This window comes from uncultured Psychroserpens sp. (assembly GCF_947494225.1).
Classification (GTDB): Bacteria; Bacteroidota; Bacteroidia; order Flavobacteriales; family Flavobacteriaceae; genus Psychroserpens.
The window spans coordinates 413875-430537 of sequence record NZ_CANLUG010000003.1; the positions used below are offsets into that span (position 1 = coordinate 413875).

Consider the following 16663-nt stretch of genomic DNA (forward strand, 5'->3'; position numbering starts at 1 on the left):
TAAACCATTCAGATGAAATTAAAAGTAACTCTGTTAGTCTTTACCCTATTTACCTACACTATTGGTATAGCTCAAAATGATATTACTATTACCGGAACTGTCATTGATGCCGACGATAAAGTTCCGCTAGAATATGCAACCGTTTCCTTTTTCAGTAAAAAAGAAAATAAAATAGTCACTGGTGGAATTACCAATAATAAAGGTGTTTTCAAAATTGATGTACCAGCTGGTACTTATAATGTTTCGGTTGAATATTTATCATACAAAACCAAAACTTACGAAGATAGAACATTATCTAGAGATATAAATTTAGGAACAGTATCACTAGCACTCAATCTTGAAGCCCTAGATGCTGTAGAGGTTGTAGCCGAAAAAACTACTGTTGAAATAAAACTAGACAAGAAAATTTACAATGTAGGGAGAGACCTTACGGTAAGAGGCGGAACCGTAAGTGATGTCTTGGATAATGTACCTTCTGTTTCTGTTGATGTTGAAGGTAATGTCGCTTTACGTGGTAATGAGAATGTTCGTATTTTAATTAATGGAAAACCTTCTGGATTGGTTGGTTTAAATTCTACCGATGCACTAAGACAGCTGCCTGCCGAGTCTATTGAACGCGTTGAAGTGATCACTTCGCCTTCCGCACGATACGACGCCGAAGGTACCGCAGGAATTTTAAACATCATTTTAAGACGAAGTAAGTTACAAGGTCTTAATGGAGCTGTAACTCTTAACGCTGGAGATCCTCCGCAAGCAGGTGTTTCTGGGAATATTAATTATAGAACTGGCGATTTTAACTTCTTTAACACCTCTGGTTATCGTTACAGAGAATCGCCTGGAAACGCCACCACAACAACCGAATATTTTAATGACGATGATCCGAGTACCTTTTTCGAAGAATCAAGAATTTTTGACAGAAAGAGTAAAGGGTTTAATACCAATATTGGTGTTGAATGGTACGTAAATGAAACCTCGTCGATAACAGCTTCTTTTTTATATAGAGATAGTGATCAAGATAACGACAACTCTAATGTGATTAGAGAATTTGATAGCAATCGTAACTTGGTTAACGAGTCGCTGCGTTTAGATCCTGAGGCCGAAACAGATAATACAAGGCAATATTCGTTTAATTACGACAAACAATTTGAAGGTGATAGCCAACACCGATTGACATTCGATTTTCAATATGAAGATAATGGCGAGGAAGAACGGTCGATTATTGCTCAAGATGGCGATGCCGCAGAACGCGTGAGGACTTTAGAAAATCAAAATGAAGTTCTACTGCAATTAGATTACACCAAACCTATTGGTGAAGTCAGTAATTTCGAATTTGGATATCGAGGAACATTCGAAGAACTCGATACCGATTATACCTTAGAATTTAATGAGGATGGTACCTTTGTTCTTGATGAGAATGTGAGTAATAACTTAATTTATCGTCAATATGTAAATGCAGTATACTCGCAATTTGGTAGTAAGATTAAGGAGAAATTTTCATTCTTATTAGGATTGCGTATGGAGAATTCTCGAATTACTATAGACCAAATGACTAGCAATGACTTTGATCGTAAAAGTTATACAGACCTCTTCCCTACTGTTAATTTAGGTTATGAGATTACTGAAAAGCAAAGTATTACTTTAGGCTACAACCGACGTATTAGGCGTCCGCGTTCTCGTTTTATCAATCCATTTCCTTCAAGAAGTAGTGCTACTAACCTATTTCAAGGAAATCCAGATTTAGATCCTAGTTACTCCAATACTTTGGATTTAGGGTATTTAAATCGCTTCGGAAAGATGACACTTAATTCTTCTGTGTACTATTCACGTTCTACCGATGTCTTTACATTTGTAAGTTTAGACACGGGAGAAACTACGGTAATTGGTGGTACAGAAGTTCCAATTGTGCAACGTTCGCCTATTAATTTAGCAACTAATGATCGTTACGGATTTGAATTTACACTCACCTACAGGCCTTCTAAAAAATGGAATGTAAACGGAAACCTTAACTTATTTCACTCTGTAACTGAGGGCTTTTTTGAAGGCACCGATTTTGGAGCTGATAACTTTAGTTGGTTTGCCAGAATTAATAACAAATACACCTTACCAGGAAAAGTAGATTGGCAAACGCGACTCTTTTATCGTGGACCAAGTGAAAACGCACAAAATAAAAGGGATGGTATTTTCTCAACAGATCTAGCATTTAGTAAAGACTTGTTTAAAGAGAAAGCCTCATTGGCTATAAACATACGTGATGTCTTTAACTCCAGAAAACGTAATTCTACCTCAACAACACCAACCTTTATAAGTGAGGGCGAATTTCAATTTAGACAGCGTAGTTTTAATGTCACGTTTACCTATCGTTTTAATCAGCAGAAACAACGTCAACGTAACAATAGAGGAAACTCAGGAAATGGTGGTGACGATTTTGACTTTGAAGGTTAATATGTTTGCAACTATAACGTATAAAAAAAGGAAACCAAATTGGTTTCCTTTTTTTTAGTATATGATACAAAACAGCTTAGTGTGCCGCTGCTTCTCTCTTAGCCTTCTTTTCTTCTTTGATTTCTTTTAAACGCTCAATAAGCGACCCACCAATCCAATAAGGGATAACAAAAGTTAATAGAAAAATCATTAACCAGAATCCTATCGTTAAGATGGTTAAAAATGCTAAAAATCCTAAATATTGGTCAAAATCGAACATGTGGTTTTTTTTTGTTGGCACAAAGATATAATAAAGCACTTTGTTTTGCAATAGTAAATTTGAGATTTATTAACAGGTTGTGAAGAACGCTTTCAATGTCAAGGTTAATAAGGTTGTTCAGACCATTAAACATTGTTATCCACAGCCCTTTCCCATTCTTCTTTAAAACTTGGAATTCTTTTTCTCCTAATTTGTTTTAAGTAATTGGACACAATATTCCTGTTTAACTTTTTTACCCATTCATCATTCCTAAGACTAGACTTATAATCAAAATCCTCATCCAAGTCACCAACTTCTGCATTCAAGTCAATTATTATATCATCTATTATTATTGATAATGCTTCCGAGAGGTTATTTCGATCTTTGACATCTTTAACGAAATTATTCGGCTTTTTAATTAACAATTTCCCTGTCTCATCATTCAAAAGAATACCTTTAGTGATATACATTAATGCATACTTTGTCAAAGCGTATCTAGCAATAAGTTGGTTTTCAATATCGGTCATTTTTGAAGTCAACACTTCATCTAAAACTTGAATAAAAATTATTCTATAAGCTGTAACTTCAGGCCTAGCAAACAATTTATTATAAGCATCTTCAAAAACTTGATACTTTCTATGAGTATTCCAAGGTTCTTCAATATCAAAGGACATTAAAAAAACACCCATAGATTCATTCGAAATAACTTTCAATCCATCAGGAGTTTTGTCTCCACGTTTTATTTCATAATAATATTCATCACCAAATCTTCCTGAAATTTCATTTTGTAAACGAATTTGTATTTGATTGTACGATTTAAAATCTCTAGGTTTAACTCCATTCTGACTGTTAGAATATTCTGTGATTTTAGATGAAAGAGTTGAGTCTATTGGGACTTTTATAACTTTAGTTAATATCTTTAAATCATCAGTTAAATATAATTTATTACGATATAAAGAAGTTAAACTTTGACATCCATTAACAACATAGAAGTTTTTAATGGTTAGTTTATCATCATTTTTATCAACATTCTCTGCAACAATTGTAATACCATTATGAAATAAAGGAAATTGCTTATGAAGGGAAGTGTCTTTAATACTTCGTACAATTCCCTTGTTAATTTTTGTATTACCTAAGGCTCCACGAACATTATAGTCGAAAATAGATTGGTCATTTATACCTTCTAACATCACAAGTTCGCCTGCTTTTATTGGCGCAATATATGTGATGGTTTCGGCATCAGCATAATATTTTGTTGTTTCATTTTCAGAGACGTCAAATGTTGCTTCCGTAAGCAGATTGATTTCTTTTTTATCACTTATATAATGCTCTTCTAATATTGTTTTTCCAAAAAATTCAACATAACTTATTTCATTTAAGAACGCTTCTCCATCATTTGATAAATCTACATTGGTCACAAATATCCCGCGAATTTTATAAGCGTCTAGTTTTTCTAATAAATCAAGTCTTTTAATAAGAGATGCCACTTGGGCTTTACCTGCCGTTTTTATGAGGTTTTCAAGTTTTTCTTTTGTTGTAAATTGATCTATTGTGCCAATAAATTCTTTTAAAGTACTATCTCCAATTGTTTTTTTATCGCTTTGAACGATTTTAGTTTGAAAAATATCAATTGTCCCCAAACCTTCGTTGAGATAAATACCATCAACTCCTTTATCTCCTTTATTATCACATACAGAGTCAATAGCTAATTGTTGATCAAGACGAAAATACTTTTCTAGATACCACATTAAAAAAGAAGCACTTTCTGTTCTTCCTTCTATATTATAATATTCTAATTCTTGAAGTATTTCGGGGTAATTTACGTTCATTATATTTGTTTTTAATTATAATTAATAAGCACAAGGCGACCTAACTGAATAACTACTCAGCATATATGACAAACCTACCCATTAAACCCTCATCAATCAATACGTAGCTCTACGTATATTTATCGCAACCACCTCTTCATTTTTGGAAACTCGTGTTCCTCACAAAGTCCCATCCAACTCAGTAATGGTAATCCCATATAGACGCCGTTTGTAAACTGCTCGATAAACCATGGCGACTCATTTTTGTAACCTTCTTCATGAAAGACCACCTTTGGGTCAAGCTCTAAATGATATAATGCGGCATACGACCATAATATGGCTACAATTTCATCGCCCAGTTCTGGCCAGTTCGCTCCTATGTCATCTGTGCCAATAAGAGGCCGTAAGTCAGATTGAGTTACAGCAATATGGCCTGCCTCATGCAGGAGATCTCCTGGATATTTAAGTCTAGATGGATCTACTAAAATCTGTTGTCCTTCTAATCGTAAACCTGGTAAAAAGGTATCATCGTCTAAAGCGGTATCTATCACCATGATGCCAATGGATTCTAAAAACTTAATAATGCGTGCTAGAATAGTGTTCGTCATTGGTGCTTATTGCTGAAATATAACATCCAAAGCGAGATTGTAATCAAACTTTTCGGTTGGATAGGTGTCATTAGATCGTACATATAAGATTTTCTTAGTATACGCATTAATAATATGACGATGTACCATACCATCAATTGCTGAGAATATGGTCATTTTAGGATCGGTAATATTATAGGTGCCTTTAAATGTATAGGACTTAGACTGGTATTTAAAATTTTCGTCTTTATAGGGATTGCTTCCAGAACTTGCCGTTGGCTCAGCATAATAGGTTGTAAAATCTATAAGATCGAAATTACTTTTGTCGAAGCTAAAAGATTTAAACGCAGGATTATTACTATGGTATACCGAAATCCCAGGCGTTGATATACTTAAAGCCACCATTTCTTGCTGATAAAAGGTATCATTCGCATATAAACGTCTTAAACCATCCAAATGGGTATGACTCGTTAGTATGCCTCTTATTTTTGGTTTGTGATTACTCAGTACTTTTAAAAAGTTATTTTGAACACGATCACTTACCGTGTCTTTATTATTTACATAAAGATTGTCATTCCACATTTTCCCATGACCATAACCATCACGTCCTGGTGGAATATGCATGGCAATCAAAACATTATCATTAGACCCCAAACTATCTAGTTTCCTTTCAAACCACGAAAACTGAATCTGAGCGGCAGATTGCTGTGATACCTTATCATCATCTATATACTGATGCCGGCTTGTAGGTTCACAAAAAATGACAGAATTGAGCGCAATAACATGCAACTTTTCATTATCTATAGTTAATTCTACCAAGTAGAATCCGAATTGTTTATTATACTCAATGGTTCCTACTGTTGTTGTCGTAGAGTTTCTATTGATAATAGGCCAAGGTTCGCTACTGCTTGGGTCTAATGAAAAAATGTTAACGCCACCATTTGCATTTGAATCATCCTGAAACGAATGGTAATCCCCTTTCATTGTGTCGTTGTTTCCTGGTAAAAACAAAATAGGATAATCACCAGATAGGGTTCGTAAGTCTTTAAGTACCTTACCTATATTATCTGTGATGTCTTCGGTATAGTTTGGTAAATCGCCTAAATACATCATGAACTTAGGTTTTGTTACTCCAGCAACGGTGTTGATTTCTGTCATGGTTCTATTCCAAGTATCAATGCCAGTGCTAAGAACATCTCCATAAGCTATATTGGTTTGGGAACTATCTAGATGAACATCCGAAAGGGTTAAGAAGTTAGCCGTTTCAAAGGTGTCTAATACATCATCTTCAATTATAGTCGGATAATCATCGGAAGGAACGTCTGGTTTCTTATCGTCTTTGCAATTAAACATTAAAAAACAACATAAACAAAAGATAAAAAAATGAATAGATTTCATAGTTGCGCGTTTTAATTACTACTTGTTAAAACTAAGAACTGACGCTCAAAAATCTATGCGTATAAATACCCGATTTCCAATATTCATTTTAGGAATAAAACTAAGAATCGATTATTCCCATTTCCGAGGTAATAAAACTAAAAATGCGTAAGAAATAACATTCAAAAATCGTAACTTTGTAGGACCTAAAAAACGTACAACCAATTATGGAATTTAGAATAGAAAAAGATACGATGGGCAACGTTAATGTGCCTGCTGATAAACTTTGGGGCGCACAGACCGAACGCTCTAGAAAGAACTTTAAAATTGGGGCTGCTGCATCTATGCCGCTTGAAATCGTCTATGGTTTCGCCTACCTTAAAAAAGCTGCAGCTTACACCAACGCTGAACTTGGAGTGCTAGACAATGAAAAACGTGATCTTATTGCTCAAGTATGTGATGAAATTTTAGAAGGTAAACATGACGAGCAGTTTCCTTTGGTAATCTGGCAAACAGGGTCTGGAACCCAGAGTAACATGAACGTTAATGAAGTGATTGCTAATAGAGCGCATCAAATTGCGGGAAAAGTGATTGGCGAAGGTGACAAAACCATTCAGCCGAATGATGACGTGAACAAATCGCAATCCTCTAACGATACATTCCCTACAGGAATGCATATTGCTATTTATAAAAAAGTGGTTGAAAATACTATTTCTGGTGTTATTAAATTAAGAAATACACTTCATGAAAAATCAATAGCTTTTAATAATGTGGTTAAAATAGGTCGTACACATTTAATGGACGCTACACCTTTGACACTCGGACAAGAATTTTCGGGTTATGTATCACAATTAGATCACGGATTAAAAGCCTTAGAGAATACCTTACCTCACTTAGCTGAGTTGGCTCTTGGAGGCACAGCAGTTGGAACAGGATTAAACACACCTGAAGGTTATAGTGAACTAGTTGCAGAGCATATTGCTAAATTTACAGGCTTACCATTTGTATCGGCAGAGAACAAATTTGAAGCTCTTGCTGCTCATGATGCACTGGTAGAAACCCATGGTGCATTAAAGCAAATTGCAGTATCTCTTAATAAAATCGCGAATGATATTCGTATGATGGCTTCTGGTCCTAGAAGTGGAATTGGAGAAATTATTATTCCTGCAAATGAACCTGGAAGCTCTATTATGCCAGGAAAAGTAAACCCGACACAATGTGAGGCTTTAACTATGGTATGTGCTCAGGTTATGGGTAATGATGTTGCCGTAACTGTTGGAGGTACTCAAGGACATTATGAACTCAATGTATTTAAGCCTATGATGGCTGCCAATGTTATTCAGTCGGCACAGCTTATTGGTGATGCCTGCGTGAGTTTTGAAGCGCACTGTGCATCTGGTATTGAGCCTAACCATGATGTGATTAAAGAATTATTAAACAACTCTTTAATGTTAGTCACTGCTTTAAATACTAAAATTGGGTATTATAAGGCTGCTGAAATCGCCAACACAGCACATAAAAACGGAACAACTTTAAAAGAAGAAGCCATTAATCTTGGTTATGTTACCGCCGAAGAATATGATGCTTGGGTAAAACCTGAGGATATGACTGGTAACTTAAAATAACGACAAAACGCACAAAAACATCGACAAAATACTGTTTTGTCGGTGTTTTTATATATATTAGCACTTATAAATCAAACAATTATGAAAAAAACTTTACGCTGTATTATCTTTTTAACTTTGCTTAGTAACTTTATGTTTGCACAACCATTTGCGGCTGTTCAAACTATAGACGCAAGTGCTGGAACCGATCCTTATGAATTTGCATCAGGAGATCTTGATGGTGATGGTGACATTGATTTGGTCATGGCAACCTATGACTTTAATGGAGGAACTCCTGCACAAGATTATATCAGATGGTATAAGAATGATGGGAATGGAAACTTCACAATTCAAACTGATGTGTCTACAACAATACAGTATGTTGACGGACTTACAGTTGCAGATATCGATGGACAGTATGGACTAGACATTATTGCAACATCTGCCAATCAGGATAAACTCGTCTATTTCTTAAGTAATGCTGCTGAGGGTTTTGACCCTGAAGTTGTTATCGATGGAGCACTTATTGGTCCTGGTGAAGTTGTAGCTGGTGACATTAATATGGATGGAAATATAGATATTGCTACAATTTCGTTTTCAAACAGTAGAACACAATGGTATTCTGGTGATGGTGCTGGAAACTTTACTGCCGAAGCAGATATTGAAAGTGGCACAGCAAATTCTACATTATATATTAATTTGGCCGATTTAGATGGTGACACCGATCTAGATGCCGTAGTAACGTATTACGGAGACCAGTCTATCGAAATTTTTTATAATCAATATATAGAAAGTGGTTCTACAGCAGTAACTTGGATTAAAGATACAGTAACTGTAGAAAGTAGCTCCACAGCGACATCGTTTATATTTAATGTTATTACTGGAGATGTTAATAATGATGGTAATTTAAATATCATTGCTGTAGATAATTTTTCTGGAGATGTAACGTGGTATGAGAAAGTAAAAAATGGAAGCTCCACGCCACATGCAATATCTGACGATTCTATAATTGATAGACCAGCCGTAGCTGTTGTAGCAGATATAAATAATGATGGCGAAAATGATGTGCTTTTAACCGATGGAGGTTCGGCAGACGATGCTATTATTTGGTTTCAAGGTGCTGATAATGCCAGTCCAAGTACTACGCCACAACTGGTTGCCGATAATAACTTTCAAATGTATGACTTTACTGTAGATGATTATGATGGTGATGGTGATAAGGACATTGCTTCTATAGGATTCTTTAACGACACTGTATTTTGGTATGAGAATGAACTCATCACACTTGATGTGCCTGAATTTGCTATTGAAGAATTAATCTTATACCCTAACCCAGCTCAAACTCACATTTCTATCAAAGGTAGTTTTAACGATGCTCTTAATATTTCTATTTTAAATACTTTAGGGCAAGAAGTCATGAATACTGAGGTTATCAATAATGAACCATTAGACATTTCAAAATTAAACACTGGTCTCTATATGATTAAATTTGAAACGTACGGAGTTACATACAAATTTGTAAAAGAATAAGTCAATAGAACAACAATATATAAAAGCTGCCGTTTCATTACATTAGGCAGCTTTTTTTATGCCAAAGATTTATATATTTATAGCTGCAATCGAACCAACGACACATGTCAGTACTCATTACCAATATAAAAGAACTCCTTCAAATAAGGGAAGAACATGTTACTATTGTAAAAGGTAGTGATATGAAAATTTTACCTACACTTAAGAATGCTTATCTTTTGATAGAGCACGATACCATTGTAGACTATGGTAGTATGGAAGATTGTAAGGCTATAGAAGCCGATGAAACTATCGATGCTTCTGGAAAGATTGTACTCCCAACATGGTGTGATTCGCATACACATATTGTATATGCTGGAGATCGTACTCAAGAGTTTGTTGATCGAATTAATGGCTTATCCTATGAAGACATTGCCAATCGTGGCGGTGGAATTTTAAATTCTGCAGAGCAGTTACAAAATACATCTGAAGACGAGCTTTACCATCAAGCGGCTAGGCGTCTCAAAGAAATGATAAAATTGGGTACAGGTGCTGTAGAAATTAAATCGGGTTATGGACTAACGGTAGATGCCGAGCTAAAGATGTTACGCGTTATTAAACGCTTAAAAAAGGATTTCGCTATTAAAGTGAAACCAACCTTACTTGCCGCTCACGCACTACCAAAAGAATTTAAAGCCAATAAGAAAAGCTTTATTGATCTGGTGGTTAATGAGATGATTCCTGCTGTGGCAAAAGAACAGTTGGCAGAATATATTGATGTGTTTTGTGAAAAAGGTTATTTCGATTTAGAAGATACCGAACGCGTATTACAAGCGGCAGAGTCTTATCATTTAATTCCTAAAATACATGTTAACCAATTTAATGCTTTTGGAGGTGTTGCCCTTGGGGTTAAATATAAGGCCTTATCTGTAGATCATTTGGAAGAAATGAACCCAGAAGATATTTCAGCATTAAAATCATCTAACACGATGCCTGTCGCATTACCATCCTGCTCATACTTTTTGAGTATTCCTTATACACCTGGACGTGCTATAATAGATGCCGGATTACCATTAGCATTAGCTACCGATTACAACCCTGGATCTACCCCTAGCGGAAATATGAATTTCGTGGTCTCTACGGCTTGTATAAAAATGAAGTTAACGCCCGAAGAGGCTATTAATGCTGCAACCATAAATGGTGCCTATGCGATGGGGATTTCTAATCTTTATGGTAGTATTTGTCGTGGAAAAAAAGCCAATTTGATTATTACAAAAGCCATCCCAAATTATTATCACTTGCCTTACGCCTTTGGTGACGACCTCATTGATACAGTTATGATTAATGGACAAATCTATTAAACTATCACCAGCACAGCCACTGTCAAAAGTGTGCTTAGATAAAGGGCTATCAGATTTTGAAGCTGTTTTTAACTTTGTCAAGCAACTTCCCTACGGAAGAACAACTAACCGAAGTGATTTTACACAGGTTTTACAAGAGCATAAAGGTACTTGTTCGACAAAACATGCCTTATTAAAAGCAATCGCCATTGAAAATGATATTGATGATTTAAAACTCTGCTTGGGTGTTTTTGAAATGAATCCCAAAAATACGCCAAAAATCAAGTACGTTTTAGAACAATATCATCTCGATTACATCCCAGAAGCTCATTGTTATTTAAGGCATCACGATGACATTATAGATATTACATTTAATAGTACTACTGAACCTAGTTTTTCTGAAACGCTCCAATATGAAGTACACATTGAACCTAATCAAATAGGCGACTATAAAGTGACATTCCACAAATCATATTTAAAGACTTGGATAAAAAATGAACAGTTACACCTTAGTTTTAATCAACTTTGGAAAATTAGAGAGGCTTGTATTTTAGCCATTTCAGAATAGACACAAAAAAATCCGAAAACACAATGTTTCCGGATCTTTCCTAACCTAACCTATTGTTATATACTACTTCAGCGTAAACTCTGAAGAAGAAATTAATTCTTTGTTATTAAAAACGTTAACCACATAACGTCCTTTTTCAAACTTATCATTTGGTCCTACAAATTCACAAATGTTTAAGTTTCTATTTTCGTAATTAAACTTACTAATTAAGCTATAGTTTAAAACTGTTTCATCAAACTGAACTTGCTCATTAGCACCTAAAACATTGTTTTTAGGATCTAATACTTGCACATACAATTCCTTATCTCCAGCACCAACCAATCTATTCTTAGCAACTGTATAACATACCCTAATTTTGTCGCTACGTCTTGCACGTTCTGTAGGAATCAATTTTCCCGAACTTCTTTCTATAACACCAAACCCTTTTAAATCGGTAGTTTGCAATACTGCCGCATTTTCTACAACTTCGGCCAATTGTGTGTTTTGAACTAAGAGAGAATCGGTAAAAACGGTACGCTCGGCCAACTGTACATTTGTACTGTCTAGTGTAGAAGCCAATAAAGAATTTTCTACTTTAAGCTGATCATTTTCCGCCATAATGACGTCCATCTCCTCTTGTAATGCTAAGAACTTCTTCTTGTATCTCCAAAGGCTATTGACACTATTTTGAGATAATTTTAAAGAATCCATTAAACCTTGAATGCGTTCTCTTGCACCCAACAACTTCTCATTAGCGACCTCATTTTCTCCAATAGCAACGTCATATTGCTTTGCCATTGTACTTAAATCTGCCATAACCTGCTCTTTCTCACGAATGAGAGTGGCTTCGTTTTCTTTTTTCTCATTGTACAGTTTTGAAGTGTAAAAACCTGTACCTAAAAACAATGCTAATAAAATTCCTAATGCAATTTTTAATCCTGTACTCTTACTGTTTGAATTATCCATAAGTTAATTTTTGTTACGAGTTATTTTAAACGTTAATTGTTTCAATTTTATTTGATATTCTTAGAAGCTTGAAAATAAAAAACTGTACTTTTAATACATCAAAATTAATCAATTTTGTAAATGGAACACTTAAAACCTTTTACGAATTCAGAATTAAAATCCATTCTGAAAAAACGTCCTAAAGAAACCAAATTTGGAGAACATATTTTGTTACTTCCTAACTTCTCCAATATATACGAACAACTATTAAAATTAGATGTTTCTTATGTAATTTTTGGGATAAAAGAAGATGTTGGTGTTTTTGCCAATTACGGTAATACAGGGACTTCCAGCGCTTGGGATGCCGCAATTAATATTTTGTTAAACGTCCAAAGTAATGCGTATACACATCCAAAAAAAGTGCTGATTTTGGGTCATCTTGAGTTCGATACTTATCAAGAAAAGCTAAAACAATTAGATCAAAAAAAGAGAAAAGACATTCAAAAAGCTCGAAAGAAAGTTTCGAAAATAGATGAAGCCGTCACCCATTTAGTATCTCAAATTGTAAGTGCAGGTAAAATTCCTATTATTATTGGAGGTGGTCATAACAATGCCTACGGAAATATCAAAGGCACGTCCTTAGGGCTTAAAAAACAGATAAACGCTATTAATTTTGATGCGCACCACGATTTCAGAGCAGAGGAAGGAAGACATAGTGGAAACGGCTTTAGTTACGCCTATGCAGAAGGCTTCCTAAAACATTATTTTATTTTTGGACTACACGAAAATTATACTTCAGATACCATATTTAAAACACTTAACAAACTAAGGCGTGTTAAATACAGTACGTTTGAAAGTATGATGATAAGACGTGATACTAACTTTGATACCGAAATGGAAATAGCGTCACAACATATTACATCAAAAGCTTTTGGACTAGAAATTGATTGCGATGCCATACAAAATATTCCAAGTAGCGCTATGACACCTAGTGGGTTTTCTGTAAATAAGGCTAGAGCTTTTATTCATCATTTCGGGAAACAACAGCATGTAGCATATCTCCATATTTGTGAAGCCGCACCTACCCTAGAGACCGATGTGCAAGTAGGAAAACTAATATCCTACTTAATAACAGACTTTATTAGAGCTCATGAAATTATTTGACGTCGTCGAATAATTTTATATATTTGCATAAGTACTTATATAAATAGATATACAATGGATGCATTACGAGGATTTAGTGAACTGGCATTAGGCTCACGTCTAAAACGATTGAGTGATTTTGTTATGAAGGAGGTTCAATGCACCTATGACTATTTTAATATAGAATTTGACCCTTACTTATTCCCTATTATAAAAATCATTGATAATAAAAATGGCGTAACAAATGTTGAAATTAAAACCGCTTTAAAGTTATCGCAACCTGCTATAAGTCAAGCTGTCAATAAACTCATTGCTAAAGAATTGCTACATCTAGAAAGCGATACAATAGATAAAAGAAAAAAAATACTAACCTTATCAGACAAAGGAAAACACCTAGTGGCTCAAATGAAGCCTTTATGGGCTGTCATTGACAATGTCATAAAAGAATACACAACGCATTCGTCTAACTCCTTAACCGAACACCTTAATAAACTAGAAGATAAATTACAACATAAAAGTTTAAGTAAAACGATTATTAATATGGCAAAAATGGAAGTGAACAATGACTTTGAAATTATTAATTATGACGAGCGTTATGCTCCAAATTTTTACGATTTAAATATTGAATGGCTTAAAACCTATTTCTACATTGAAGCCTTTGATGATGAGGTACTTAGCAAACCAGAGCATTACATTATTAATAAAGGTGGTTATATCTTTTTTGCAAAACGCGATGACCTCATATTAGGAACCGTTGCGCTTATGCCGACTCATGATCCACTAGTGTATGAATTAACCAAAATGGCTGTTTTGTCTAATCAGCGCGGACAAAAAATTGGGCAACGCCTTATGCAGCATTGTATAGATTTTGCCCATGTCAATGGATTTAAAGCACTTATGCTCTACTCTAATACAATATTAGAAAATGCCATTTATATCTATAAGAAATATGGGTTTATAGAACTAGAATTGGAAAAAGATAGCCCTTATGAACGTAGCAATATTAAAATGGAGTTAACATTATAACGACTGGTTTAACATCTTATCCAGATCAGCACAGTATGTGTTAGCATCCTCACATAATGCGCTCAATGTTTCTATCAATAATTGCTGCAATTTTTCATTCTTAGGATAGATGGCATAAGCTAACTTAAATTCGGAATATGCACCAGTCAGGTTATTTCTTTTTAGTCTTTGTATACCAGATGATATTAAAAATTTAAATGCCTCATCATTTGCGTTTTGAATATAGGCTTGTTTTTGGGCACGTATTGTATTGGAATGTTCTAAAAGTACTGGCGCCTTAAAATAAAAAACCGAGAATAATAGTCCAAGAAAAAGAAGACTCATTACAATATAAAAATTGCTTTTTGGCTTTGAAGGTTGCATCTTAAATTGCCTACTGTAACTAGGTATCGTATTGCATGTAGGTTTGCCTTTCTTTATAGAAAATGCTCTATTTGGGCGCTGTTTATAAATCCAAGACGCCATACCAAACCCCATGTAACCTCCCATAATAGTCTTTATTTATAAGTCAGGAAAACCCAAGTTTTGTTACAACACTTGCCTGTTAATTCGGGTATATTTACTCATAGACGCCCGTCTTTGGTTGCCTAAATTTATACACTACTAATCAACCATTATTTATCATGAAAAAAGCACTTACATTCTTCTTAATTAGTTGTTTGTTTGCTTGCAACGAAAAATCGAATCAACACGATTACGTCGCTAGCACAGATACTATTTTAACAGACGCCTGTCCTACTCTAGACTCTATAAGGTTTTGTGAGAATAGAACTAACGAATTATGTTCAAATTTACCATTAGAAGTATACTTCCTTGGAAGCCCAGATGGGCAATTTCAAAATGGGTATTCTTCGGTATTAGCGCCAGAAATTCAACCTTCATTTGATAACTTTTCTTGGCAGAGTTTTGTAGCACTAAACTGGCCTTCTGATGCTTCTGGCAAACCTATAGGTTCCAATATTACAGACTATCCAGATTCATTAAGAGTTTGGGAACGTTTTACTGAAGCCTCTAAAGTTTTTAGCGCTGGCGACAAAAGTTTGGCAGAATTTAAAAGTAAAAACCCTAAATCTAAAATTGTGTCTCAAGATTCAAAAGTTGCCGATGATTTACATATCTCAGGGTTTTTAGAAGCCGATGATTATCCGCTTATTGATAGAAACTTAAACTTTGTCGTTTATGAGGTAAAGATGAATGCCGTTGAAGAACAATACATAAAGGATAATAATTTGAATACCAAAGAAGGCATATACAATTACTATAAATCAAAAAATACTATTGAACTTCCAACACAAACCAATACACTTCCTGGTGCTATAGAAATAAAGGCCAGTTGGAGAATACTCGATCAAAATAAAGGTGACGACCCTAATAAATACTATACACAAAATGCCACAATTTTTGTGACTTCGGAAAATAGCATTTCGGGAGAGGCTTTTTCCTTCGATTGTACTATAGGGCTAGTAGGTTTGCATGTTCTTAGAAAAACTCATGAATTTGAAAATTGGATATGGAGTACTTTTGAACATATCGATAACGTGCCAGACAATGTTCAAAAAGCACAAACAGATCAAGAAAAACAATGGTCGTTTTACAATTCTGAGTGTTTGAGTTGTCCAGTAAACCAGCCGCCTTCACATGTACCTGGTGATGTTGTAAAAAAAGATACTGTCTATAAATGGAATACCAAAGCGCCTTACGCAGAACGTTATGCAACAGTAATTCCTGGAGAGGCTGTAGGTCAAAAATTTGGAACTCAGGTTACACGAGTATATCCTATTTATTATTGCACAGAACAATTAAATGCCATATGGCAGGCCAAATTGAAATCTTTAGGTTCAGTTTTTGAAAATTATAAACTTGTAGGTACTCAGTGGATGGTCCCTACAGATGGTACGCCACCTCCGTTAAAAATTAATGCGCCTTATCTGTTAGCAAATACTACTGCCGAAACCTATATGCAGGAAACATCGTCATGTATTAGCTGTCATACTTTTGCAGGAATTGAATATAACATAAAGGCCCAAGATACTACGATTTTTATCCCGTCAGATTTTAGTTTTACCTTTTTGTATGCACAATAAAACAAAAAAAAAG

Annotated in this window: 14 protein-coding genes; 8 read left to right on the forward strand and 6 right to left on the reverse strand. The window is 34.8% G+C overall.

Going from position 1 to position 16663, the window contains the following annotated elements; translation table 11 throughout:
* Positions 1-12: 12 nt before the first annotated feature.
* Entirely contained in the window at positions 13-2442 is a 2430-nt protein-coding gene (locus Q0893_RS09750) for a TonB-dependent receptor (protein WP_298902049.1), read from the forward strand.
* 76 nt (positions 2443-2518) lie between these two features.
* On the opposite strand, the gene Q0893_RS09755 is transcribed toward Q0893_RS09750, so the two are convergent.
* The 4 genes from Q0893_RS09755 to Q0893_RS09770 all read right to left on the reverse strand — a co-directional run bounded on the left by Q0893_RS09755 (position 2519) and on the right by Q0893_RS09770 (position 6473).
* Positions 2519-2701: a hypothetical protein gene (locus Q0893_RS09755; RefSeq protein ID WP_298902050.1), complete on the reverse strand. Its 183-nt coding sequence runs from the start codon at positions 2699-2701 to the stop codon at positions 2519-2521.
* Positions 2702-2826: 125 nt separating this feature from the next.
* Positions 2827-4509 carry an AIPR family protein gene (locus Q0893_RS09760; RefSeq protein WP_299274913.1) on the reverse strand — a complete coding sequence of 561 codons (1683 nt, stop codon included), beginning with the start codon at positions 4507-4509 and terminating at the stop codon, positions 2827-2829.
* Positions 4510-4628: 119 nt separating this feature from the next.
* Positions 4629-5096 carry a hypothetical protein gene (locus Q0893_RS09765; RefSeq protein WP_299274916.1) on the reverse strand — a complete coding sequence of 156 codons (468 nt, stop codon included), beginning with the start codon at positions 5094-5096 and terminating at the stop codon, positions 4629-4631.
* Between the two features lie 6 nt (positions 5097-5102).
* On the reverse strand, positions 5103-6473 hold the full coding sequence (locus Q0893_RS09770) for a metallophosphoesterase (RefSeq protein ID WP_299274920.1): 1371 nt from the start codon (positions 6471-6473) through the stop codon (positions 5103-5105).
* A 206-nt stretch (positions 6474-6679) separates the two neighbouring features.
* Here Q0893_RS09770 and fumC point away from each other — a divergent pair, with 206 nt between their 5' ends.
* The 4 genes from fumC to Q0893_RS09790 all read left to right on the forward strand — a co-directional run bounded on the left by fumC (position 6680) and on the right by Q0893_RS09790 (position 11473).
* Positions 6680-8077, forward strand: coding sequence for a class II fumarate hydratase (gene fumC / locus Q0893_RS09775; RefSeq protein WP_299274923.1), 1398 nt, complete (start codon positions 6680-6682; stop codon positions 8075-8077).
* An 81-nt stretch (positions 8078-8158) separates the two neighbouring features.
* Positions 8159-9586 (forward strand): T9SS type A sorting domain-containing protein, encoded by a 1428-nt coding sequence (locus tag Q0893_RS09780; protein WP_299274926.1) that lies wholly within the window; start codon positions 8159-8161, stop codon positions 9584-9586.
* A gap of 104 nt (positions 9587-9690) precedes the next feature.
* Positions 9691-10926 carry an imidazolonepropionase gene (hutI, locus tag Q0893_RS09785; protein WP_299274930.1) on the forward strand — a complete coding sequence of 412 codons (1236 nt, stop codon included), beginning with the start codon at positions 9691-9693 and terminating at the stop codon, positions 10924-10926.
* Entirely contained in the window at positions 10910-11473 is a 564-nt protein-coding gene (locus Q0893_RS09790) for a hypothetical protein (protein WP_299274934.1), read from the forward strand. Before hutI ends, Q0893_RS09790 begins: the two co-directional genes overlap by 17 nt.
* A 63-nt stretch (positions 11474-11536) precedes the next feature.
* Here Q0893_RS09790 and Q0893_RS09795 read toward each other — a convergent pair whose 3' ends face one another.
* Entirely contained in the window at positions 11537-12418 is an 882-nt protein-coding gene (locus Q0893_RS09795; protein WP_298902060.1) for a chromosome partitioning protein ParA, read from the reverse strand.
* Positions 12419-12538: 120 nt separating this feature from the next.
* Between Q0893_RS09795 and Q0893_RS09800 the strand changes: the two genes are divergently transcribed.
* Entirely contained in the window at positions 12539-13561 is a 1023-nt protein-coding gene (locus Q0893_RS09800; RefSeq protein ID WP_299274939.1) for a formimidoylglutamase, read from the forward strand.
* A 54-nt stretch (positions 13562-13615) separates the two neighbouring features.
* On the forward strand, positions 13616-14566 hold the full coding sequence (locus Q0893_RS09805) for a bifunctional helix-turn-helix transcriptional regulator/GNAT family N-acetyltransferase (protein ID WP_299274942.1): 951 nt from the start codon (positions 13616-13618) through the stop codon (positions 14564-14566).
* Here the strand turns inward: Q0893_RS09805 and Q0893_RS09810 are convergent.
* A complete protein-coding gene (locus Q0893_RS09810) occupies positions 14561-15055 on the reverse strand; it encodes a hypothetical protein (RefSeq protein WP_299274945.1) in 495 nt (164 codons plus the stop codon). The two genes, Q0893_RS09805 and Q0893_RS09810, sit on opposite strands and share 6 nt — an antisense overlap.
* Positions 15056-15189: 134 nt before the next feature.
* Between Q0893_RS09810 and Q0893_RS09815 the strand changes: the two genes are divergently transcribed.
* Positions 15190-16650, forward strand: a complete 1461-nt coding sequence (locus Q0893_RS09815; RefSeq protein ID WP_299274948.1) for a hypothetical protein — start codon at positions 15190-15192, stop codon at positions 16648-16650.
* Positions 16651-16663: the final 13 nt, after the last annotated feature.

Coding starts and splice junctions, on each gene's coding strand:
- Q0893_RS09750 (WP_298902049.1), top strand. CDS start 13: ATGAAATTAAAAGTAACTCTGTTAGTCTTTACCCTATTTACCTACACT.
- Q0893_RS09755 (WP_298902050.1), bottom strand. CDS start 2,701: ATGTTCGATTTTGACCAATATTTAGGATTTTTAGCATTTTTAACCATC.
- Q0893_RS09760 (WP_299274913.1), bottom strand. CDS start 4,509: ATGAACGTAAATTACCCCGAAATACTTCAAGAATTAGAATATTATAAT.
- Q0893_RS09765 (WP_299274916.1), bottom strand. CDS start 5,096: ATGACGAACACTATTCTAGCACGCATTATTAAGTTTTTAGAATCCATT.
- Q0893_RS09770 (WP_299274920.1), bottom strand. CDS start 6,473: ATGAAATCTATTCATTTTTTTATCTTTTGTTTATGTTGTTTTTTAATG.
- fumC (WP_299274923.1), top strand. CDS start 6,680: ATGGAATTTAGAATAGAAAAAGATACGATGGGCAACGTTAATGTGCCT.
- Q0893_RS09780 (WP_299274926.1), top strand. CDS start 8,159: ATGAAAAAAACTTTACGCTGTATTATCTTTTTAACTTTGCTTAGTAAC.
- hutI (WP_299274930.1), top strand. CDS start 9,691: ATGTCAGTACTCATTACCAATATAAAAGAACTCCTTCAAATAAGGGAA.
- Q0893_RS09790 (WP_299274934.1), top strand. CDS start 10,910: ATGGACAAATCTATTAAACTATCACCAGCACAGCCACTGTCAAAAGTG.
- Q0893_RS09795 (WP_298902060.1), bottom strand. CDS start 12,418: ATGGATAATTCAAACAGTAAGAGTACAGGATTAAAAATTGCATTAGGA.
- Q0893_RS09800 (WP_299274939.1), top strand. CDS start 12,539: ATGGAACACTTAAAACCTTTTACGAATTCAGAATTAAAATCCATTCTG.
- Q0893_RS09805 (WP_299274942.1), top strand. CDS start 13,616: ATGGATGCATTACGAGGATTTAGTGAACTGGCATTAGGCTCACGTCTA.
- Q0893_RS09810 (WP_299274945.1), bottom strand. CDS start 15,055: ATGGGAGGTTACATGGGGTTTGGTATGGCGTCTTGGATTTATAAACAG.
- Q0893_RS09815 (WP_299274948.1), top strand. CDS start 15,190: ATGAAAAAAGCACTTACATTCTTCTTAATTAGTTGTTTGTTTGCTTGC.